Annotated in this window: 24 protein-coding genes; 13 read left to right on the forward strand and 11 right to left on the reverse strand. The window is 73.0% G+C overall.

What is annotated here, in order from left to right:
- Positions 1–14: 14 nt before the first annotated feature.
- The 3 genes from ACZ470_RS26605 to ACZ470_RS26615 all read right to left on the reverse strand — a co-directional run bounded on the left by ACZ470_RS26605 (position 15) and on the right by ACZ470_RS26615 (position 1,840).
- Positions 15–194, reverse strand: coding sequence for a hypothetical protein (locus ACZ470_RS26605; RefSeq protein ID WP_468431131.1), 180 nt, complete (start codon positions 192–194; stop codon positions 15–17).
- A gap of 122 nt (positions 195–316) precedes the next feature.
- A complete protein-coding gene (locus ACZ470_RS26610) occupies positions 317–1,192 on the reverse strand; it encodes an undecaprenyl-diphosphate phosphatase (protein WP_468431133.1) in 876 nt (291 codons plus the stop codon).
- Positions 1,193–1,369: 177 nt separating this feature from the next.
- Positions 1,370–1,840 carry a winged helix-turn-helix transcriptional regulator gene (locus ACZ470_RS26615; protein WP_468431135.1) on the reverse strand — a complete coding sequence of 157 codons (471 nt, stop codon included), beginning with the start codon at positions 1,838–1,840 and terminating at the stop codon, positions 1,370–1,372.
- A 115-nt stretch (positions 1,841–1,955) separates the two neighbouring features.
- On the opposite strand from ACZ470_RS26615, the gene ACZ470_RS26620 reads away from it, so the two are divergent.
- A complete protein-coding gene (locus tag ACZ470_RS26620) occupies positions 1,956–3,125 on the forward strand; it encodes a thiolase family protein (RefSeq protein ID WP_468431136.1) in 1,170 nt (389 codons plus the stop codon).
- Positions 3,126–3,141: 16 nt separating this feature from the next.
- Here the strand turns inward: ACZ470_RS26620 and ACZ470_RS26625 are convergent, their stop codons facing one another.
- Positions 3,142–3,915 (reverse strand): TVP38/TMEM64 family protein, encoded by a 774-nt coding sequence (locus ACZ470_RS26625; RefSeq protein WP_468431138.1) that lies wholly within the window; start codon positions 3,913–3,915, stop codon positions 3,142–3,144.
- A gap of 49 nt (positions 3,916–3,964) precedes the next feature.
- On the opposite strand from ACZ470_RS26625, the gene ACZ470_RS26630 reads away from it, so the two are divergent.
- From ACZ470_RS26630 to ACZ470_RS26640, 3 genes are all read left to right on the forward strand, one after another.
- On the forward strand, positions 3,965–4,696 hold the full coding sequence (locus tag ACZ470_RS26630) for a DNA alkylation repair protein (protein WP_468431140.1): 732 nt from the start codon (positions 3,965–3,967) through the stop codon (positions 4,694–4,696).
- A gap of 298 nt (positions 4,697–4,994) precedes the next feature.
- Positions 4,995–6,164, forward strand: coding sequence for an elongation factor Tu (gene tuf / locus ACZ470_RS26635; RefSeq protein ID WP_468431142.1), 1,170 nt, complete (start codon positions 4,995–4,997; stop codon positions 6,162–6,164).
- A gap of 73 nt (positions 6,165–6,237) precedes the next feature.
- A complete protein-coding gene (locus tag ACZ470_RS26640) occupies positions 6,238–7,083 on the forward strand; it encodes a spermidine synthase (RefSeq protein ID WP_468431144.1) in 846 nt (281 codons plus the stop codon).
- On the opposite strand, the gene ACZ470_RS26645 is transcribed toward ACZ470_RS26640, so the two are convergent.
- Positions 7,045–8,364, reverse strand: a complete 1,320-nt coding sequence (locus ACZ470_RS26645; RefSeq protein ID WP_468431146.1) for an MFS transporter — start codon at positions 8,362–8,364, stop codon at positions 7,045–7,047. The two genes, ACZ470_RS26640 and ACZ470_RS26645, sit on opposite strands and share 39 nt — an antisense overlap.
- 58 nt (positions 8,365–8,422) lie before the next feature.
- The gene (locus tag ACZ470_RS26650; protein ID WP_468431148.1) at positions 8,423–9,436 is read right to left on the reverse strand and encodes a DUF8017 domain-containing protein; all 1,014 of its coding nucleotides are present in this window, start codon (positions 9,434–9,436) and stop codon (positions 8,423–8,425) included.
- 133 nt (positions 9,437–9,569) lie between these two features.
- On the opposite strand from ACZ470_RS26650, the gene ACZ470_RS26655 reads away from it, so the two are divergent.
- Positions 9,570–10,007 carry a DUF4442 domain-containing protein gene (locus ACZ470_RS26655; RefSeq protein ID WP_468431441.1) on the forward strand — a complete coding sequence of 146 codons (438 nt, stop codon included), beginning with the start codon at positions 9,570–9,572 and terminating at the stop codon, positions 10,005–10,007.
- Between the two features lie 78 nt (positions 10,008–10,085).
- Positions 10,086–10,715, forward strand: a complete 630-nt coding sequence (locus ACZ470_RS26660) for a DedA family protein (protein ID WP_468431149.1) — start codon at positions 10,086–10,088, stop codon at positions 10,713–10,715.
- A gap of 68 nt (positions 10,716–10,783) precedes the next feature.
- Here the strand turns inward: ACZ470_RS26660 and ACZ470_RS26665 are convergent, their stop codons facing one another.
- Complete coding sequence (locus ACZ470_RS26665) at positions 10,784–11,314, reverse strand: gamma carbonic anhydrase family protein (protein WP_468431151.1); 531 nt, start codon at positions 11,312–11,314, stop codon at positions 10,784–10,786.
- A 115-nt stretch (positions 11,315–11,429) separates the two neighbouring features.
- Here ACZ470_RS26665 and ACZ470_RS26670 point away from each other — a divergent pair, with 115 nt between their 5' ends.
- On the forward strand, positions 11,430–12,227 hold the full coding sequence (locus ACZ470_RS26670) for an acyltransferase (RefSeq protein WP_468431153.1): 798 nt from the start codon (positions 11,430–11,432) through the stop codon (positions 12,225–12,227).
- Between the two features lie 7 nt (positions 12,228–12,234).
- Here the strand turns inward: ACZ470_RS26670 and ACZ470_RS26675 are convergent, their stop codons facing one another.
- Complete coding sequence (locus ACZ470_RS26675; protein WP_468431154.1) at positions 12,235–13,092, reverse strand: EamA family transporter; 858 nt, start codon at positions 13,090–13,092, stop codon at positions 12,235–12,237.
- 97 nt (positions 13,093–13,189) lie between these two features.
- Here ACZ470_RS26675 and ACZ470_RS26680 point away from each other — a divergent pair, with 97 nt between their 5' ends.
- Both ACZ470_RS26680 and ACZ470_RS26685 read left to right on the forward strand, forming a co-directional pair.
- Positions 13,190–13,762 carry a helix-turn-helix domain-containing protein gene (locus ACZ470_RS26680; protein WP_468431155.1) on the forward strand — a complete coding sequence of 191 codons (573 nt, stop codon included), beginning with the start codon at positions 13,190–13,192 and terminating at the stop codon, positions 13,760–13,762.
- 43 nt (positions 13,763–13,805) lie between these two features.
- The gene (locus ACZ470_RS26685) at positions 13,806–14,363 is read left to right on the forward strand and encodes a YbaK/EbsC family protein (protein WP_468431157.1); all 558 of its coding nucleotides are present in this window, start codon (positions 13,806–13,808) and stop codon (positions 14,361–14,363) included.
- A 15-nt stretch (positions 14,364–14,378) separates the two neighbouring features.
- On the opposite strand, the gene ACZ470_RS26690 is transcribed toward ACZ470_RS26685, so the two are convergent.
- The gene (locus ACZ470_RS26690; protein ID WP_468431159.1) at positions 14,379–15,422 is read right to left on the reverse strand and encodes a cation diffusion facilitator family transporter; all 1,044 of its coding nucleotides are present in this window, start codon (positions 15,420–15,422) and stop codon (positions 14,379–14,381) included.
- Between the two features lie 60 nt (positions 15,423–15,482).
- Between ACZ470_RS26690 and ACZ470_RS26695 the strand changes: the two genes are divergently transcribed.
- Positions 15,483–15,842: an ArsR/SmtB family transcription factor gene (locus ACZ470_RS26695; protein WP_437034929.1), complete on the forward strand. Its 360-nt coding sequence runs from the start codon at positions 15,483–15,485 to the stop codon at positions 15,840–15,842.
- A 13-nt stretch (positions 15,843–15,855) separates the two neighbouring features.
- On the opposite strand, the gene ACZ470_RS26700 is transcribed toward ACZ470_RS26695, so the two are convergent.
- The gene (locus tag ACZ470_RS26700) at positions 15,856–17,079 is read right to left on the reverse strand and encodes a 4-hydroxybenzoate 3-monooxygenase (RefSeq protein WP_468431161.1); all 1,224 of its coding nucleotides are present in this window, start codon (positions 17,077–17,079) and stop codon (positions 15,856–15,858) included.
- A 61-nt stretch (positions 17,080–17,140) separates the two neighbouring features.
- Positions 17,141–17,548, reverse strand: coding sequence for a CoA-binding protein (locus ACZ470_RS26705; protein ID WP_468431163.1), 408 nt, complete (start codon positions 17,546–17,548; stop codon positions 17,141–17,143).
- 204 nt (positions 17,549–17,752) lie between these two features.
- Here ACZ470_RS26705 and ACZ470_RS26710 point away from each other — a divergent pair, with 204 nt between their 5' ends.
- The 3 genes from ACZ470_RS26710 to ACZ470_RS26720 are packed head-to-tail and all read left to right on the forward strand — an operon-like array spanning position 17,753 to position 19,671.
- Entirely contained in the window at positions 17,753–18,478 is a 726-nt protein-coding gene (locus ACZ470_RS26710; RefSeq protein ID WP_468431164.1) for a hypothetical protein, read from the forward strand.
- Positions 18,475–19,035 (forward strand): SixA phosphatase family protein, encoded by a 561-nt coding sequence (locus tag ACZ470_RS26715; RefSeq protein WP_468431166.1) that lies wholly within the window; start codon positions 18,475–18,477, stop codon positions 19,033–19,035. The genes ACZ470_RS26710 and ACZ470_RS26715 overlap by 4 nt, the downstream gene beginning before the upstream one ends.
- A 9-nt stretch (positions 19,036–19,044) precedes the next feature.
- Entirely contained in the window at positions 19,045–19,671 is a 627-nt protein-coding gene (locus tag ACZ470_RS26720) for a YigZ family protein (protein ID WP_468431168.1), read from the forward strand.
- Positions 19,672–19,753 lie beyond the last annotated feature (82 nt).

Below are 19,753 nucleotides of genomic sequence, written 5' to 3' on the forward strand. Positions count from 1 at the left end.
ACCGCGGGGGAGGGTCAGGCCGCTTCGACGACCCGGCCGCGGATCGCCGCCGCCCACTCGACCACCAGCAGCTCGTACTGCTCGCGTTCCTGGGCGGACAGGGACCCGCCCGCGCGCAGCCACAGCGCGCGGATCTGCTCGTTGACCTCGGCGGCGGACCGCACGGAACCAGGGGTCACTAAGTCGGGGGACATGCGGACAAGCCTAGGGCCAGGGACTGACAGTGCGCTACCGGACGGCTACGCACACCGTATGTCCTCGGTCACGTGCCCGGGTCACGTTCCCTTCCCGCGCCCGGATCACCTCAGGCCGGGACTCAGCCCGCCGACTCCGCCGCGTGCGGGCTGAGGGCGCCCGTGGCGACCAGGACGATGATCACGACGCCCAGCGCGATGCGGTACCAGACGAAGGGCATGAAGCTCTTGGTCGAGATGAACTTCATGAACCAGGCGATCACCGCGTACCCGGTGGCGAAGGCGATCACCGTCGCGAAGAGCGTCGGGCCCCAGGAGACGTGTCCGCCCTCCGCGGCGTCCTTCAGTTCGAACAGGCCGGAGGCCAGCACCGCGGGGATGGCGAGCAGGAAGGAGTAGCGGGCCGCGGCCTCGCGCCGGTAGCCCATGAACAGACCACCGCTGATGGTGGCGCCGGAGCGGGAGACGCCCGGGATGAGGGCCATGGCCTGGCAGACGCCGTAGATGAGGCCGTCCTTGACGCTCAGGTCCCCGAGTTCCTTGCGCTGTTTGGCCACGCGGTGCCGGCCGCCGCTCTCGTCCCGCGCCGCGAGACGGTCGGCGACACCGAGCACGATGCCCATGCCGATCAGCATCGCCGCCGTGAGCCGCAGATCCCGGAACGGGCCCTCGATCTGGTCCTTGAGCGTCACCCCGAGCACACCGATCGGGATCGAGCCGACGATGACCAGCCAGCCCATGCGCGCGTCCTGGTCGCCGCGCATCTCCTTGTTCGTCAGCGAACGGGTCCACGCCGACAGGATCCGCCCGATGTCCTTGCGGAAGTAGATCAGGACCGCGGTCTCCGTGCCGATCTGGGTGATCGCGGTGAAGGCCGCGCCCGGGTCCTCCCAGCCGGAGAAGGCCGCGGTCAGCCGCAGGTGCGCGCTGGAGGAGACGGGCAGGAACTCGGTCAGCCCCTGGACGAGTCCGAGGATGAGGGATTCAAACCAAGACATGAGTCAGCGGAGTCCAAGTGCCGATCGTGGAACGGGCGACGGGCGCACCGCACCGCCGTGTGCGGTGATCGATGATCAGGTGCGCCGAGGGGGAAGCGTAGCGCCCCAAGATGACAGCCTCGACACAGGGGCTTCACGCCTCGCGGTCCGTCCGGCATGTGAGCCGGCGCACAGGTCTCAGGCCGCCGTCGGGCCGCCCACCGTCCACCCGGGTGCCTGCGGATGGGACGTCAGGTCGTCGTGGCGCACCTCGTCGCCACAGGCCCGGCAGGTGACGACCGGGACGAACTCGTTGCCGCAGACGTGCTCGAGCACCATCGGCAGATCGCCGTCCTGGTGCAGATGGCGGTCGCCCCACTCCTTGAGGGTCAGCAGGACGGGCTCCAGTTCCAGGCCCGCCCGGGTGGGCCGGTACTCGAAGCGCTGCGGACGCTCGCTGTAGGGGTGCTTGTCCAGGATCCCGGCGTCGACCAGCCGCCGCAGCCGCGTGGCCAGGATGTCGCGCGGAGCGCCGATGTTGCGCACCAGCTGGTCGAAACGACCGTTGCCGAGGCAGACCTCGCGGAGTACGAGCAGCGAGTACTTCTCGCCGACCAGCGCGAGCGTGTCGGCGATCGAACAGGGGCGCGGGTCTTTGGAGGCGGCCATGCGGTCAAGTCTAGGTGAGGGTTTGTTTTTCCAACTCACCCAGCTATGGTGGGTTTGAATTTCCTACTCACCAGTACGCCGTCCTCGACCGATCCCGCCCCAGGAGGCCCGCACCATGCGTGACGCAGTCGTCGTCGAAGCCGTACGCACCCCCATCGGCAAGGGCAAGCCGCACGGCGCCCTCGCCCACGTCCACCCCGTCGAACTCCTCGCCCACACCCTGCGCGCCCTCGTCCGGCGCTCCGGCGTGGACCCCGCGCTGATCGACGACGTCATCGGCGGCACCGTCGATCAGGTCGGCGAGCAGGCCATGAACACCACCCGGTACGCCGTCCTGTCCGCCGGACTGCCGGAGTCCGTGCCGGCCACCACCGTGGACCGCCAGTGCGGCTCCTCCCAGCAGGCCGTGCACTTCGCGGCCCAGGGCGTCATCTCGGGCGCGTACGACCTCGTCGTCGCCTGCGGCGTGGAGTCCATGAGCCGGGTGCCCATGTGGTCCAACGTGCCCGAGGGCAAGGACCCCTTCGGTCCGGGAGTGGCCGAGCGCTACCCCGAGGGGCTCGTCCCGCAGGGCATCAGCGCGGAGCTCATCGCCGCCAAGTGGTCGCTCACCCGCGAGCGGATGGACTCCTTCGCCGTCTCCTCGCACCGCAAGGCCGCCGAGGCGTGGGACGCCGGCCTGTTCGACGCCGAGGTCGCGCCGCTCGACGGCGTCACGCGCGACGAGTGCGTGCGCCCGGACAGCTCCACCGGGACCCTGGCCGGTCTCAGGCCCGCCTACCACGACCCGGTCTTCGCCGAACGCTTCCCGCAGATCGAGTGGAACGTCACCGCCGGCAACGCCAGCCCCGTCAACGACGGCGCCTCCGCCGTGCTCATCACGTCGAGCGAGACCGCCGCCCGCCTGGGCCTGCGCCCGCTCGCCCGGCTGCACAGCTTCGCCGTCACCGGCTCCGACCCGCTGCTGATGCTCACCGGTGTCGTCCCGGCCACCGAGAAGGTGCTGCGCCGCGCCTCCCTGTCGCTCGACGACATCGACCTGTTCGAGGTCAACGAGGCCTTCTCCAGTGTGGTCCTCGCCTGGCAGCAGGAGACCGGTGCCGACCTCGGCAAGGTCAACGTGCACGGCGGCGCGATCGCCCTCGGCCATCCGCTCGGCGCCAGCGGCACCCGGCTGACGACGACCCTGGTCCACGCGATGCGCGAGCGCGGCGCCCGTTACGCCCTGCAGACCATGTGCGAGGCGGGCGGACTCGCCAACGCGATGGTGCTCGAACGCGTCTGACGTCCCCCCGGCCGGCTCACCGCCCGCGCAACTGGTGCCGCTTGCGCCACGCCACGACCGCGCCAGCCAGAGCCGGTACGGCGATGCAGGCCAGCGCGATCAGGAAGGCCGGCGACGTCGGCGTGGAGGCGCGGGCGCCGGCCACGACGTAGGCGGCGGTGTTCGGGATCGACCCGAGCGCCGTCGCCAGCAGGAACGGCAGCAGGCCCATACGGGAGACGGCGGCGCAGTAGTTCGAGGCGGCGAAGGGGATGCCCGGGAACAGGCGGGCCGCCAGCATCGAGCGGAAGCCGTGCCGGCTCAGCTGGTCGTCCGCGGCCTTCAGCCAGCGCCCGCGCAGCAGCGGACGCAACGCCTCCTGGCCCAGCGCCCGCCCCAGGCAGAAGGCCAGCCCGGCGCCCAGCACCGTGCCGCCCAGCGCCGCGGCCAGGCCGAGCTGGGAGCCGAACAGGGCGCCCGCGGCGAGGTTCAGCAGCGGGCGCGGCACGAACGCCACCGTGCACACCCCGTAGGCCACCGCGTACGCCACGACCGCCGCCGCCCCGCCGACCTGCGTGGGCCACCCGTCGGTGAGCAGCCGCTGCGGCTCGAACGCGAGCACCAGCGACGCGGCGGTGGCGAGCAGCAGGACGAGCAGGGACAGCCGTGACCACGGGGACAGCACGACTCTGGCGCAGCGGGCGGCGAAGCCCGTGGCCGGGGCCGGCACGAGTGGCGCGGCGAGGTCCGTGGCGTCGGCCCGGGGAGAGGCCGTGGCGGTGCCCCCAGAGCGGGTGGTGGCATCGAGCATCCGGTGACACTAACCGACAAATGTGTGTGATCGCCGTAGTGTTCGTCTCATGCGCGTCACAGAGGACCGGACGAGCACACCGCCCGTGCCGGACAGCCCGCTCGCCGACACCGTGCTGGGGCGGCTCACCGCGGCCTACGGGGCCGCGGCCGACCCGGAGCGGGCCGTGGCCATGCGCGCCTACATGAAGGACGTCGCCCCCTTCCTCGGCCTGGCCACCCCGGCCCGCCGCGCCCTGTCCCGCACCGTCGTGGCGGGGATGCCCCGCCCCGCCGAGGCCGACTGCGCCGCCGTCGCCCTGCGCTGCTGGGAACTGCCCGAGCGCGAGTACCACTACTTCGCCGTGGACTATCTGCGCCACCACGTGCGGCACTGCTCCTCTGGCTTCCTGCCCGTCGCCCGGCACCTCGTCACCACGGTCCCGTGGTGGGACACCGTCGACCTGCTCGCCGCGCACGTCGTCGGGGCGCTGGTGGCCGCGGACCCGGACCTGACCGCCGAGATGGACGAGTGGATCGGCGACGACGACATGTGGCTCGCCCGCACCGCCCTGCTCCACCAGTTGCGCTACAAGGAACGCACCGACACCGAACGCCTCTTCGACTACTGTCTGCGCCACTCCGGCCACCAGGACTTCTTCATCCGCAAGGCCATCGGCTGGTGCCTGCGCGAGTACGCCAAGACCGACCCGGACGCCGTACGGGCCTTCCTGGCGCGCGAGCAGGGACGGTTCGCGCCGCTGTCGGTACGGGAGGCGCTGAAGAACATCGGCGCCCGGTAGCCCGGCGCGGCGCGTAAAACCATTCGACGCGGGGCGGGCCGTCGGCAATGATCGACGCCATGTTCCGGTACGCCTTCCACCTCGCAGCATCCGCCGTCGCGGATGCCCCGAAGGCTGCCGTTCCCGCATTCGTCGCCGCAGTCGACGGCGCCCGAAGCTGACCCTCCCCGGATCGTCCGGCGGACCCCCCAGGGGGAGGGTCGGCCAGGTTCCTGGGGTCCCCGTCCCGGCCGCGCGCCGACCCGCCGCGCCCGGGGCCGATCACGCGTCACCCTTCGAGAGGCTTCGAGGTACCGCCATGTCCAAGACGGCGTACGTCCGCACCAAACCGCATCTGAACATCGGCACGATGGGCCATGTCGACCACGGCAAGACCACCCTGACGGCCGCCATCACCAAGGTCCTCGCCGAGCGCGGCTCCGGCAGTTTCGTCCCGTTCGACCGCATCGACCGCGCGCCGGAGGAGGCCGCCCGCGGCATCACCATCAACATCGCGCACGTCGAGTACGAGACCGACACCCGGCACTACGCGCACGTCGACATGCCCGGCCACGCCGACTACGTCAAGAACATGGTCACCGGCGCCGCGCAGCTCGACGGGGCGATCCTCGTCGTCTCCGCGCTCGACGGGATCATGCCGCAGACCGCCGAACACGTCCTGCTGGCCCGTCAGGTGGGCGTCGACCACATCGTCGTCGCCCTGAACAAGGCCGACGCGGGCGACGAGGAGCTGACGGACCTGGTCGAGCTGGAGGTCCGCGACCTGCTCTCCGCGCACGGCTACGGCGGCGACTCCGCGCCCGTCGTACGGGTCTCGGGGCTGAAGGCGCTGGAGGGCGACCCGCGCTGGACGGCGTCGATCGACGCGCTGCTCGACGCGGTGGACACCTATGTGCCCATGCCCGAGCGGTATCTGGACGCGCCGTTCCTGCTGCCGGTGGAGAACGTGCTCACCATCACCGGCCGGGGCACCGTCGTGACCGGCGCGGTGGAGCGCGGCACGGTCCGCGTCGGCGACCGGGTCGAGGTGCTCGGCGCCGAGGTGGAGACCGTGGTGACCGGCCTGGAGACCTTCGGCAAGCCCATGGAGGAGGCGCAGGCCGGGGACAACGTGGCGCTGCTGCTGCGCGGTGTCCCCCGGGACGCGGTACGACGCGGGCACGTGGTGTCCGCGCCGGGCAGCGTGGTGCCGAGCCGCCGCTTCACGGCCCAGGTGTACGTGCTGTCGGCCCGCGAGGGCGGCCGTACGACACCCGTGGCGACCGGGTACCGGCCCCAGTTCTACATCCGCACGGCGGACGTCGTGGGCGACGTCGACCTCGGTGAGGCGGCGGTGGCGCGGCCCGGGGACACGGTCACGATGACCGTCGAGCTGGGCCGCGAGGTGCCGCTGGAGCCGGGGCTCGGTTTCGCCGTCCGTGAGGGCGGACGCACCGTCGGCGCCGGCACGGTGACGTCGGTCGGCTGAGCGGCGGGACGGCTGCCCGCCCCCACTGACGGGGGCGGGCGGCCTGCCGTACGGACGACGGCACAATGGGACGGTGAGCGAGCCCATCCCCGTGTCCCGCGCCGTCGATCACGGCACCGCCAAGCTGATGCCCGACGTCGACCGGGAGCGGGCCTGGCTGCTGACGGTCGACGGGGCACCCCAGTCGTACGTCGACCTGGACGAGCCGACCCATCTGGAGTTCGAGTACGCCCGGCGGCTGGGGCACGTCCTCGACACCGTGGGCGAACCGGGGCGGCCCCTGGACGCCCTGCACCTCGGCGGCGGCGCGCTCACCCTGCCCCGCTACCTGGCCGCCACCCGTCCCGGCTCCCGGCAGCACGTCGTGGAGTTCGACGGGGGACTGCTGGAGCTGGTCGCCGAGCACCTGCCGCTCGCCGAGGACGCCGACGTCACGCTGCACGCGGCGGACGCCCGCGCCTGGCTGGAGGCGGCCCCCGACGACAGCGCGGACGTCCTGGTCGCCGATGTCTTCGGGGGCTCACGGGTCCCCGCGCACCTGACCTCCGTCGCCTACGTCCGTGAGGCGGCCCGGGTCCTGCGGCCCGGCGGGGTCTACCTCGCCAATCTCGCGGACGCGGCCCCGTTCGCCTTCCTCCGCTCCCAACTCGCCACACTGGGGACACAGTTCGAGGAACTGGCGCTGGTCGCCGAGCCGGGCGTGCTGCGCGGCCGCCGTTTCGGCAACGCGGTGCTGGCCGCCGCCCACCGCCCGCTGGACATCGCCGCCCTGGCCCGCGCCACCGCGGCCGACGCCTTCCCCGCCCGGGTCGAACACGGAGCGGCGCTCCGCGACTTCACGCGCGGCGCGCGCCCGGTGCGGGACGAGGACGCCGTACCGTCACCCGAGCCCCCCGAGGGGGCGTTCGGCATCGGCTGACGCGCGCGGGACCCCGGTGTCGCCCGAGGTGTCGCCCGGGTCCGTGCCGGTGACCTGGCGGGTCCGGCGCCGCAGATTGCGGACGTCCGGCACGCACAGGACCGCCGCTGTGACGACCACGACCAGTGCGGCGCAGCCCCACAGGGCCTCCGGACGCCCGAACGCGGTCTCCGCCGGCCCGGCCAGGGCCATCGCCGCCGGCACCATCGCGACCGAGCCGAACCAGTCGTACGCCGAGACCCGGGACAGCTTCTCCTCCGGTATCTCCTGGTGCAGCGCGGTCATCCAGGAGACGCCGAACACCTCCAGCGACACGCCGGTCACGAACATCACCGCGCACAGCACGGCGACCGGCACCGGCACGGCGAGCGCGGCCGACGGCAGGGCCAGCGGGAACACGCACAGGATGCCGACGAACAGCAGACGGCGCGGCTGCCAGCGGGTCATCAGCAGCGCCCCGCCGACCGTGCCCGCGCCGAAGAAGGCCAGCGCCACGCCCCACGGAGCGGCGCCGCCCAGGTGGTCCCGGGCGACGAGCGGCCCGTAGACCGCGTCGGCCGCGCCGACGACCGCGTTGGCGACGGAGAACTGGACGACGACGCCCCACAACCACGGGCGGCCGATGAACTCCCGCCAGCCCTCCTTCAGATCGGCGAGCATGCCGCCGCCCGGGGCGCGCGGCGGTATGTGCCGCACATCGAGGAACGCCCGCAGCGCCGCGGCGACCGCGAACGCCGCCGCATCCGCCGCCAGCACCCATCCGGGTCCGATCGCGGCGACCATGGCACCGCCGAGCGCGGCACCGCCCAGGGTCGCGCCGTGCATCGCCATCCGGAACACCGCGAACGCCCGGCCGGCCTGCTCGCCGTCCACCGAGGACAGCAGCATGCCCTCGGCGGCCGGGTTGAAGAACGCCTGCCCGGTGCCGCCGAGCGCGCTGAGCAGCATCATCTGCCACAACCGCGCCTCGCCCGACAGGACGAGCGCCGCGAACGCGGCCTGCGAGACACAGTTCAGGGCGTTGGCCGCGACCATCACCCGATGGCGCGGCAGCCGGTCCGCGACGGCACCGCCGATCAGCAGGAACAGCACCAGCGGCAGGGTGCGGGCGGCGGCCACCAGACCCACGTCCCCGCCGTCGCCGCCCGCGCCCAGTACGGCGAACGCGGCGGCGATCAGCGCGCCGTGGCTGCCCAGGTTGGTCACCACGGCGGCGGCGGTCAGCAGGGAGTAGTTGCGGCCGGCCCAGGCGGGGCGGCGGCGGAGGGCGGTGGTCGGCACCCCGTGACTATCGCCGGGCCGGGGCCGACTTGCCAACTGCTTTGCCGGCCCCGACCTGCTACGACTCCGTGGGCGCGTCCTCCGTGAGGCGCACCGTGCTGAGGATCTTCTGCATGGTCGCGTCCGGAATCTCGTCCTTGACGCCCTTGGCGCCGTAGAGGTTCCAGGTGACGAAGTCGCCGGCGCCGTTCTTGAACGCGAACGTGATCGCCTTGCCCTCGCTGTCGCACTTGCCCTTCTGCGGCGTGTTCTCCGAATGCGCCGTGGCCACGCTGCCCTTGATGCCGGACTTCGTGGTGTACGCCTTCGGCTTGTCGTACTTCACGCTCTTCTTGTCGGGCTGGGTGTATCCGCCGTAGATCCACCACGGCACTCGCGTCTCGGCCGCCATGTCGGTGTTCTTGGCGCCGTTCTCACCGCGCGTACCGGCGGTGGCGAGGGCGGTGTCCTCCTCGCGGCCGTCCTTGTTGTCGTCGCTCGTGCACCACTTGGACTTCAGATAGGCCGGAGCCGTGACGGTGGTGCTCTCCAGCTCACCGTCCTTCTCCTCCCATTCGAAACCCACGCTGGTGCCGGGAGTCTCGATCTCCCAGTCGGCGGGGACGTCGAACTTCGTGCCGAAGCGGGTGTTGACGACGACCTTCCACCCCGGGATGGTCGCCTTCTCCTCGCCGCCGCCGCGCGGGTTGTCCTCCGAGGCGGAGGTGCTCGGTTCCGCGGAGGTCTCCTTGGACGCGGTCGCGGACGGCTTGCCGTCCTTCTTGCCGTCGGCCTCGTCGTCCTTGTCCCCGCCGAGCACCAGGAAGCCGGTGACGCCCGCGGCCACGACGACGGCCGTCGCGGCCACGATCGCCACCAGCTTCGTACGGTTCCCGCCGCCCCCGCCCTGCGGTGACTGAGGACCGCCCGCCACGGTCTGCGCGCCCCACCCCGACTGTTGCTGCTGGTACGGGTTCGGCTGCTGATAGCCGGGCTGCTGATACGGATTCGGCTGTTGGTACCCCGGCTGCTGGTACGGGTTGTTCGACTGCGGGTTCTGCTCGCCCCCGGGCGGCTGCTGTCCTGGCCACATGGGCAGCAACCCTAGCCGCGCCACGGACACGATTGGGTCACCGCCCTTTGACGGGGACGTAGCAACTCGGGTGCCGCCGGGCATGGCAACCGAGGCTACTCGTGGGTAACATGTGCTCATGAGCGCAGACCAGATGTCCATCGGCGAGATGCTCGCCGCCACGGTGCCCATGGCCCGGACCCTCAACCTCCAGTTCCTGGAGACCACGCCCGAGCGGGCCGTGGTGGCCCTGCCGGACCAGGCCGACTACCACAACCACGTGGGCGGGCCGCACGCCGGCGCCATGTTCACCCTCGGTGAGTCGGCGAGCGGCGCGATCGTGCTCGCCGCGTTCGGGGACCAGCTGGCGCGCGCCGTGCCGCTGGCCGTCAGCGCCGAGATCGCCTACAAGAAGCTCGCGATGGGCCCGGTCACCGCGACCGCGACCCTCGGCCGGCCGGCCGCCGAGGTCGTCGCGGAACTCGACGAGGGAACGCGTCCCGAATTCCCGGTCGCGATCGCCATCCGCCGCGAGGACGGCGCCGTCACCGGCGAGATGACCGTCGTCTGGACCCTGCGCCCCAACGGCTGACCACCGGCTTCGCCCGGTAGGCTTCCCGTTCGTGCGCCGGGACCGGGCGCACGAACGGTGGACCGGGAGGACAGGGCGTTGCACGTGCAGGAGTGGCTCGAGACCGTACCCGCGGTCGCCGTGTACGCGCTGGTGGGACTGGTCATCGGCCTGGAGAGCCTGGGCATCCCGCTGCCGGGCGAGATCATCCTGGTCTCCTCCGCGCTGCTCGCCTCCCAGCACGGCGACATCGACCCGGTGATCCTCGGCGCCTGCGCCACCGTCGGCGCGATCGTCGGCGACTCGATCGGCTACGCCATCGGTCGCAAGGGCGGGCGGCCGCTGCTGGCCTGGCTGGGCGCCAAGTTCCCCCGCCACTTCAGCGAAGGGCACATCGCCACCGCCGAACGGTCCTTCCAGAAGTGGGGCATGTGGGCCGTCTTCTTCGGCCGTTTCGTGGCCCTGCTGCGCATCTTCGCCGGCCCGCTCGCGGGTGTGCTGCGGATGCCGTACTGGAAGTTCCTGATCGCCAACGTCCTCGGCGGCATCGTCTGGGCGGGCGGCACCACCGCCGTCATCTACTACGTGGGCATCGTCGCCGAGTCCTGGCTGAAGCGCTTCTCCTGGCTGGGCCTGGTCCTGGCGGTACTGATCGGCATCACATCGATGCTGCTACTGAAGCGCAAAGCACAAAAGGCAGCCCCGGAACCAGTCGTCGCCGCCGACTAGAAGCGCCCCGAAGGGGCGCGGGGAACTGCGCGACCAGCGCCACACAACCCGCAGTACGCCGACAACCCTTACGCCCCGTGCTCTTCCCGGTGAACCTTCGCCAACTCCGCATACATCGTCCCGTTGAGCGTGAGCCCCTCCCGCTCCTCAGCGGTCAACGACCGCCGCACCTTCGCCGGCACCCCCGCGACCAGCGACCCCGGCGGCACCCGCATCCCCTGCGGCACCAGCGCCTGCGCGGCGACAAGGGACCCCGCGCCGATCACGGCGCCATTGAGCACCGTCGCCCCCATCCCGATCAGACAGTCGTCCTCGACCGTCGCCCCGTGAACGACCGCGTTGTGCCCGATCGACACCCGCTCGCCCACGCCGACCGGAAACCCCGGATCGGCGTGCAGGGTGCAGTTGTCCTGCACGTTGCTGCTCGCGCCCACGGAGATCCGCTCCACGTCCCCGCGCAGCACCGCCCCGTACCAGACGCTCGCGCCCGCGTGCAGCGTCACGTCCCCGATCACCGAGGCCGTGGGCGCCACGAAGGCCTCCCCGTCCACCTTCGGCTCCTTGCCCCCGATACCCGTGATCAGCGCGCGGTGCGTCATCGCCCTCTCCTCCACACGACGTCGTAGACACCCCGCACCGTACGCCAGTCCGGTGGGGTGAAGATCACAGGGCCACCGGCCCGTCCGCGCGGTGCCCGCCGACTACGGTGAGCGGGTGCCGAAGCGCAAGAACACGTTCTCGTCCTGGCCGCGTCGCCTCGCTCAGCGCGCGGTCCACGCGGGGTGGGCCTGGGTGCAGCGCACGGGCTCGGTGACCGCCGACCACCCCGGCCGCTTCCGCTTCGGCGCCATGGGAACAGGTACCAGGCTCGCCTTCCCGCTCGGCACGGTCTTCGGCGAGCCCTGGATCCGGCTCGGCGCCCACTGCATCGTCGGCGAGCAGGTCACCCTCACCGCCGGTCTGATGCCCGGCCTCGACCTCGGCCCCGAGCCGATCCTGCGCATCGGCGACGGGGTCGTGCTGGGCCGCGGCAGCCATCTCATCGCCGACACGACGGTCACCATCGGCAGCGACTGCTACTTCGGGCCGTACGTCTACGTCACCTCCACCAACCACTCCTACGACGATCCGCACGAGCCCATCGGCAGGCAGTGGCCGCGTATGGAGCCGGTGGAGATCGGCCCCGGCTGCTGGATCGGCACCGGCGCGGTGATCCTCCCCGGGGCACGGATCGGACGGAACGTGGTGGTGGCCGCGGGCGCGGTGGTGCGGGGCACGGTGCCCGACCACTCGGTGGTCGCGGGCGCCCCGGCCCGTGTGGTGCGCCGCTGGACCCCCGCCGACGGCTGGCAGCCCCCGCTGCGCACCCCGGCGCCCGTACCGATTCCCGAGGGCGTCACCCCGGAGCAATTGCGGGCGCTGTCGGAACTGGACGAGGAGGGCGCGGCCCGGCTGGCCGAGCTGGACGCGAACCCGGCGGCCCGGCTCGCCGAGCTGGAACCCGAGGGCTGACCCGCCCTCACCCGGTCGCCAGCAGCACCGATCCCACCAGGGCGAGTCCCGCCCCCGCGGCCTGGACGGCACGCAGCCGTTCGCCGATCAGGCCCCTGGCGGCGACGGCGGTCACCACCGGATAGAGCGAGGCGAGCACCGCGGCCACCATGACCGGGCCCGTCTGCGCCGCGATCGCGTACGTGCCGTTGGCCGCCACATCGGCGAGGCCGACGAACGCCAGCGCCGGCAGCGAGCGCCAGGGGAACCCGTCCGGGCCCAGGGCGGGACTGCCGCGCCGCACGGAGACGTACAGAGCGAGGCCGCCGGCCGTGACGTTGGTGACCCGCTGCACGAACAGGGCGAGGAAGAGGCCGGTGAGCGTGGTCGACGCCTCGGCGATCAGGGCCATCACCGCGCCGAAGCCGAACGCGGCGAGCAGCGTGAGGAGGACCGCCTGCCGCTGCACCGGCGCTCCCCGGAACTGCGGTCCGCCGGCCAGGACGACACCGGCCACGGCCACCAGGACGCCCGCGAACTGGAGCACTCCGGGCCGCTCGCCCAGCATCAGCCCCACCCCGACCGGCACGGCCACGCCGATCGAGCCGAGCGGCGAGACGACGCCCATCGGGCCCAGGGCGAGCGCCTTGTAGAAGGCGAGCATCGCCACCGGGCCGACCAGTCCGGCGGCCACCGCGAACCACAGCCGGCCGTCCGCCTCGCTCCAGGCGCCCGTCGCGAGGACGATCGCGCCGAGCACGGCCACCGCGACGGACTGCGAGACCACGACCACGGTCAGCGCGGGGGTGCGCCGGGTCAGCAGGCCGCCGCCGAAGTCGGCCAGGCCCCACAGCAGGCTCGTGGCCAGGGCGAACAGTGCTGTCACAGGGGGCCTCGCAGTACAGTGCGGTGAACGATCGGGTGCACCTCACCGTAGTAGAACAGACTGAACTCTGTCATCCAGAATATTGAACGGATGGAATGTGTCGGACCTCGACCTGCTGACCCAGTCCCTGGCCCGCAACGTCAAGCGCTGGCGCACCGAGCGCGGCTTCACCCTGGACGCGCTGGCGGCGCGGGCGGGCGTCAGCCGGGGCATGCTCATCCAGATCGAGCAGGCCCGCACCAATCCGAGCATCGGCACGGTGGTCAAGATCGGCGACGCGCTCGGCGTCAGTGTGACCACCCTGCTCGACTACGAGCGGGGCCCGAAGGTGCGGATCGTCCCCGCCGACCAGGCCGTACGGCTCTGGCACACCGAGGCCGGCAGCTTCAACCGGCTGCTCGCGGGTACCGAGGCCCCCGGCCCGCTGGAGATGTGGGACTGGCGGCTCATGCCGGGCGAGAGCAGTGACTCCGACCCGCACCCCTCCGGCACGGTCGAACTCGTGCACGTCACCTCCGGGGAGCTGACCCTCACCGTCGACGGGGTGGAGCACCGGGTGCCCGCCGGCGCCACCGTGTCTTTCGAGGCCAACGCGCCCCACACGTACGGCAATCAGGGCGACGTCCCGATGGAGATGATCATGACCGTCTCGGTGCCGCCCGTGCACTGAGACACCCCCCGGACGGCCCCGTCCCGGCTGTTACGGTGCCGCCATGCGCGCACCCATCGGAGACTTCGACCACGCCACCCCCACCCCCGACTGCCTCGACGAGCTCACCGCGCCGGTCGCCGCCGCCGTCCGCGCCTGGAGCGGCAGTGTGCCCGCCGACCGGATCCTCTACGTCGACACCGACCCGCGCTGGGCCGACACCGCCGTCTTCGTCGAGCACTACGGCCGGGACCTGCTGGAGCGATCGGCCAACTGCGTGGTGGTGGCGGGGAAGCGCGGCGGCGGGACCACGCTCGCCGCGTGCGTCGTCCTGTCCACCACCCGGCTCGACGTCAACGGCGTCGTGCGCCGTCACCTCGGCGCCCGCAAGGCCTCCTTCGCCCCGATGGACACGGCCACGGGGGAGACCGGCATGGAGTACGGCGGCATCACCCCGGTCGGACTGCCCGGCGACTGGCCGGTGCTGGTGGACGCCGCCGTCGTGGACCTGCCGTACGTGCTGGTGGGCAGCGGCCGGCGGCGCGGCAAGCTGCTGGTTCCGGGCAAGGCGTTCGCGGAGCTGCCCGGAGCGGTGGTGCTGGAAGGGCTGGGGGTGGCGTGAGGGCGGCCTGAGGGGTCACCTCACCGCGTGGTGGGCCAGCGCCAGATGCGGGTCCGCCACGCCGGGCACCGGTTCCGGGTCGGCGTGGACCAGGGCCGCGGTCAGCCGTGGGACGGCGTGCAGCAGCGCGTGCTCGGCCTCGACGGCGACACGATGCGCCTCGCGCACGGTCGCCTCGCCGTCCACCACGACCGCCACCTCGGCGCGCAGCCGGTGGCCGATCCAGCGCAGCCTCAGTTCGCCCACCCCGCGCACCCCCGGAACCCGCGCCAGCGCCTGCTCGGCGCGGTCCACCAGCGCCGGGTCGACGGCGTCCATCACCCGTCGGAACACCTCCCGGGCGGCGTCCCGCAGCACCAGGACGATCGCCGCGGTGATCGCCAGTCCGACCACCGGGTCGGCGAACCGCCACCCCAGGGCCGCGCCGCCGGCACCCAGCAGCACCGCCAGTGAGGTGAACCCGTCGGTGCGGGCGTGCAGTCCGTCGGCGACCAGCGCGGCCGAGCCGATGGCACGACCGACGCGGATGCGGTAGCGGGCCACCCACTCGTTGCCCGCGAACCCGACGAGCGCCGCGACGGCGACCACCGGGACGTGCTCCACCGGACGCGGGTCCAGCAGCCGGTCGAACGCCGTCCAGCCCGCGAAGACGGCGGACGCGGCGATCGTCAGCACGATCACGAGGCCCGCCAGGTCCTCCGCGCGCCCGTAGCCGTAGGTGAAGCGGCGGGTGGCGGCGCGCCGCCCCAGCAGGAAGGCGATGCCCAGCGGTACGGCGGTCAGCGCGTCCGCGGCGTTGTGCACCGTGTCGCCGAGCAGCGCCACCGAACCCGACACGGCCACCACGGCCGCCTGCGCCAGCGCCGTCACCCCGAGCACCGCCAGCGAGACCCACAGCGCGCGCACGCCCCGGGCCGAGGACTCCAGCGCGGAGTCGAGCTTGTCGGCGGTCTCGTGGGAGTGCGGGGTGAGGAGATGGGCGAGGCGGTGGAGCGGGGAAGTCCGGTGGTGCTGGTGTTGGTGCCCGTGGTTGTGGCCGTGGTGGTGGCGGTCGGTCACGATCGTCCCCTTCCGTGCGCGGGCTGGACGCGGCGGCGCCCACGACGCCATTATGTGCGTATGAGCGCACGCATGCACCTATCACCTGCGCATGATGCGCACCCACGCACGCCCGGCGAGGAGCACTTCGCGCTCGCGGCGGAGCTGCTCGCCCTGCTCGGAGACCGCACCCGGCTGACCCTGCTGCACGCCCTGACCGGCGGCGAGGCCGATGTCACCACGCTCACCGAGGCGTGCGGAGCGGCACGGCCCGCCGTCAGCCAGCACCTCGCGCGGCTGCGCCTCGCGGGGTTGGTGGACACTCGCAAGGAGGGCCGCCGGGTGATCTACTCCCTGCGCGACGGCCATCTGCGGCGCCTGGTGGACGAGGCGCTGAACGTGGCCGACCACCGGATCGGCGACCGCCCCCCGCACGACTGACGCCACACCGGTGTCAGTGCCGTACGGCCGTGCCCAGGTACTGCTCCGCGAAGGCGGCAGCGGCGGTGGGGGAGGTGAACAGGCGGCGCAGCCGGGCGAGCGTGGTGCCCGCGCGGAACGGGTCCCCCGCCGCGCCGCCGTGGTACAGCTCGGACAGCCACTGCGAGAACTCCTGGTAGTCCCACACGCGCCGCAGACAGGCCTGTGAGTAGCCGGCCAGTCCGCTCTCGTCGTCCCCGGTGAGGCGGGCGACCAGCGAGTCGCCGAGCAGGAACGCGTCGTGCAGGGCCAGATTCATGCCCTTGGCGGCGATCGGCGCGACCAGGTGCGCCGCGTCCCCGGCGAGATACAGCCGCCCGAACGCCATCGGCTCGGTGACGTAGTCGTGCATGTCCAGCACGCGCTTCTCGATCAGCGGCCCCTCGGTCAGCGGGGCCGCTCCGGCCGCCCCGAGCCGGCGTCGCAGCTCCGCCCAGACGCGCTCGTGCGGCCAGTTCGCCGGGTCGTCGCCGGGCGGGCACTGGAGGTAGTAGCGGGTCACCTCCGGGCTGCGGGGCATCTGACCGGCGAAGCCGTCGGGATGGCAGCCGAACAGCACGCAGTCGGCGGACGGCGGCGCCTCCGCGAGCAGGGCCAGCCAGCCGATGCCGTAGTCGTGGCGGGCGACGCGGGCCCGGCCGGGCGGGAGGGAGGCCCTGGTCACCCCGCGGGCGCCGTCGCAGCCCGCGACGTAGTCGCACCCGACGACCTGCCGCCGCCCGGTCTCCGGACAGAGGTAGGACACCGACGGACTGTCGCCGTCCAGGTCGTGCAGCCGTACGTCGCGCACCCCGAACCGCACGGCCCCGCCGCGCACGTCCGCGTACTCGCGCACGAGGTCGGTCACCAGCAACGGCTGCGGGTAGACCCAGTGGTGGCTGCCCGTCAGCTGCTGGTAGGAGAACCGGTACCGCTCCCCGTCGAAACGGAACTCGCAGGCGGTGTGCAGTTCGGCCCGCTCCAGCAGGTTCCGCGCGAGTCCCCGCCGCTCCAGACCGCGTACCGCCCACTCCTCGATCACCCCGGCCCGGGGCCGCCGTTCGATGAACTCCCGGGTCCCGGTCTCCAGGACCAGGCAGTCCAGACCGGCCGCCCGCAGGATGTTCCCGACGGTGAGCCCGGCGGGTCCGGCGCCCACGACGACCACCGGAAAGCGTTGCGGGGCAAGGGAGTTGGCGTGGGGGGAGCTCTGGCTCATCGGGTCATTATGGCGGCACGGCACCTCCTGGGCGCCGTGCCGTGCGGACCCTCGGTACCGGCTAGCCGAGCCGGGGTATCTCGATCGCCGGGCAGCGGTCCATCACCATCTCCAGGCCCGCCGCGCGGGTCCGCTCGTAGGCCGCCTCGTCGATGACGTCGAGCTGGAACCACACCGCCTTGGCGCCCTTGGCCACCGCCTCGTCGGCCACCGCCCCGGCCAGGTCGCTGTTGACGAACACGTCAACGACGTCCACCTCGAAGGGGATGTCCGCGAGGGAGGCGTAGCCCCGCTCGCCGTGCACGGTCTCGGCCTTCGGGTGCACGGGCACCACCCGCTTGCCGAACCGCTGGAGCACCTGGGCGACGCCGTACGCCGCGCGCTGCCGGTTCGACGACAGGCCCACCACGGCCCACGTGTCACCGAGCCCGGTGAGGATCTTGCGGACCGTCGCCTCGTCGCCGTACACCGTCGGCCTCCCGTGGGTCGAGAAAGAGCTGTCACTGCCGACAACGAGACGGGGCGCACGGTGATTCCCGGTGCCACCCCTCCACCCGGAGGGGTCGTGGACTGTACCGGCCGCACGGGTGTCCGGCGCGGGGAACCGCACACGGTGACCCGAAAAGCGGCCCGGATACCTGCGTACGCCCGCTCACGCGCCTACGCTCGCCTCGTGCTGCGCATCACCGACGCCCGAACCGGCGAACCCGTGGACGCCGCCCCCGCCCGCCGGGGTCTGACCCGTGTCCAGGCCCACACACAGGGGTTCGACGTGTCGAACCTGCGTGTGCTGCTCGTCGCCGACCTCCTCGTGCGCGCCCTGGAGCTCGGCGGCACACCGGTGTGGGCGCTGCTCACCGGCGAACGGCAGCGGGCGGAACTGCTCGCGGCCGCCGCGGCCCTCGGGGTCCGCCCCTTCGAGGACGGCGGGGACACCGGCACCGGGCTGGGCGAGGCCCAGGTGCTGCACGTGGTGAGCGAGGGCGGCGCGACACCCGACGGTGTGCGCGTGGCCGTGGCCCCCGTGCACCGGCAGGCGTCCGGCCCGCCGGACGACGCAGACCCCGGCGTCCTGCGCCTGGCCCTGCTCGCCCACCCCAGGAACACGCCGGTGCGGATCGACCCCGCCGCCCTGGCCGCCGCCGGCGACACCCTCGACCGCTGGCGTCGCGCGGTCGCCGACTGGGCGCGGCGGCCCTCGCGCCCCATCCCCGACGCGGTGCGCGCGGACCTGCGCGCCGCGTGGGAGGACGATCTGGACACGGCCGGCGTGCTGGACGTCCTCCGCGCGGTGGAGACGGACCCGGACCTGGCCGACGGCGCCCGCTTCGAGACCTACGCCTACGCCGACCGGCTCCTCGGCCTCGACCTCACCCGCGACCTGGGAACCCCGGCGTGATCGAGCGCGCCGGGCGGGGACCGCTGCGCCGCCTCGTCGTCCTGCGCCACGCCAAGTCCGCCCGGCCGGAGGGCGTCCCCGACCACGACCGTCCCCTCGCCCCGCGCGGCGACAGGGACGCCCCCGCCGCCGGACGCGCGCTCGCCGAGGCCGACTGCCTGCCGGGCCTCGCGCTCTGCTCCACCGCCGTCCGGGCCCGCCGCACCTGGGAGCTGGCCGCCGCGCAGTGGGGCACGCCCCCGCCGGTCCGCCACGACCCGCGCCTCTACCACGCCGGCGTCCCCGAACTGCTGGCCGTGGTGCGCGAGGTGCCGGGCGAGGTCGAGACGCTGCTGCTGATCGGACACAACCCGGGACTGGAGGACCTCGTCCTGACCCTGGCCGGCGACGGACTGGACGACACCCTGGACCGCGTCCGCGTGAAGTTCCCGACCTCCGCGATCGCGGTCCTGTCCTGGCGCGGCGCCGCATGGCGGGACCTCGCCCCCGGCGCCGCCCTCCTGACGTCGCTGACCGTCCCCCGGGGCGGGCGACGCCAGCCGCGCGGGGGCGCATAGGCTGGCCGGATGCAGGACGAGTACCGCACCGTCGCCCGCGCGGGTGTGCACGAGACCGAGGTCAACCGCTCCCGCTTCCTGTGCGCCCTCGCCCCGGCGGCCACGGAGCGGGAGGCGCAGTACTTCGTCGCCGCCGTCCGCAAGGAGCACGCCGACGCCACCCACAACTGCTGGGCGTACGTCATCGGCGCCGACGCCTCCACCCAGAAGGCGAGCGACGACGGGGAGCCCGGCGGCACCGCCGGCGTCCCCATGCTCCAGATGCTGCTCCGCCGCGACATGCGGTACGTCGTCGCCGTCGTCACCCGCTACTACGGCGGCGTCAAGCTCGGCGCGGGCGGACTCATCCGCGCGTACGGCGGCGCGGTCGGCGAGGCCATCGACAACCTCGGCACGATCACCCGCCGCCGCTTCCGGCTGGCCACCGTCACCGTCGACCACCAGCGCGCCGGCAAGGTCCAGAACGACCTGCGCGCCACCGGACGCGAGGTCCGCGACGTGCGCTACGCCGAGCAGGTCACCATCGAGATCGGCCTCCCGGACGCCGACGTGGACGCCTTCCGCGCCTGGCTCGCCGACGTCACCGCCGGGTCGGCGGGGTTCGAACTGGGCGGGGAGGCGTACGGGGACGCCTGACGGGACTCACGGGGCGGACCACCGGGCGGGCTCGTACAGTGGGCTGCCTTCGGAGCCGCCCGAATAGAGGGTCACGGCGTGC

Source organism: Streptomyces sp. NPDC031111 (assembly GCF_055570675.1).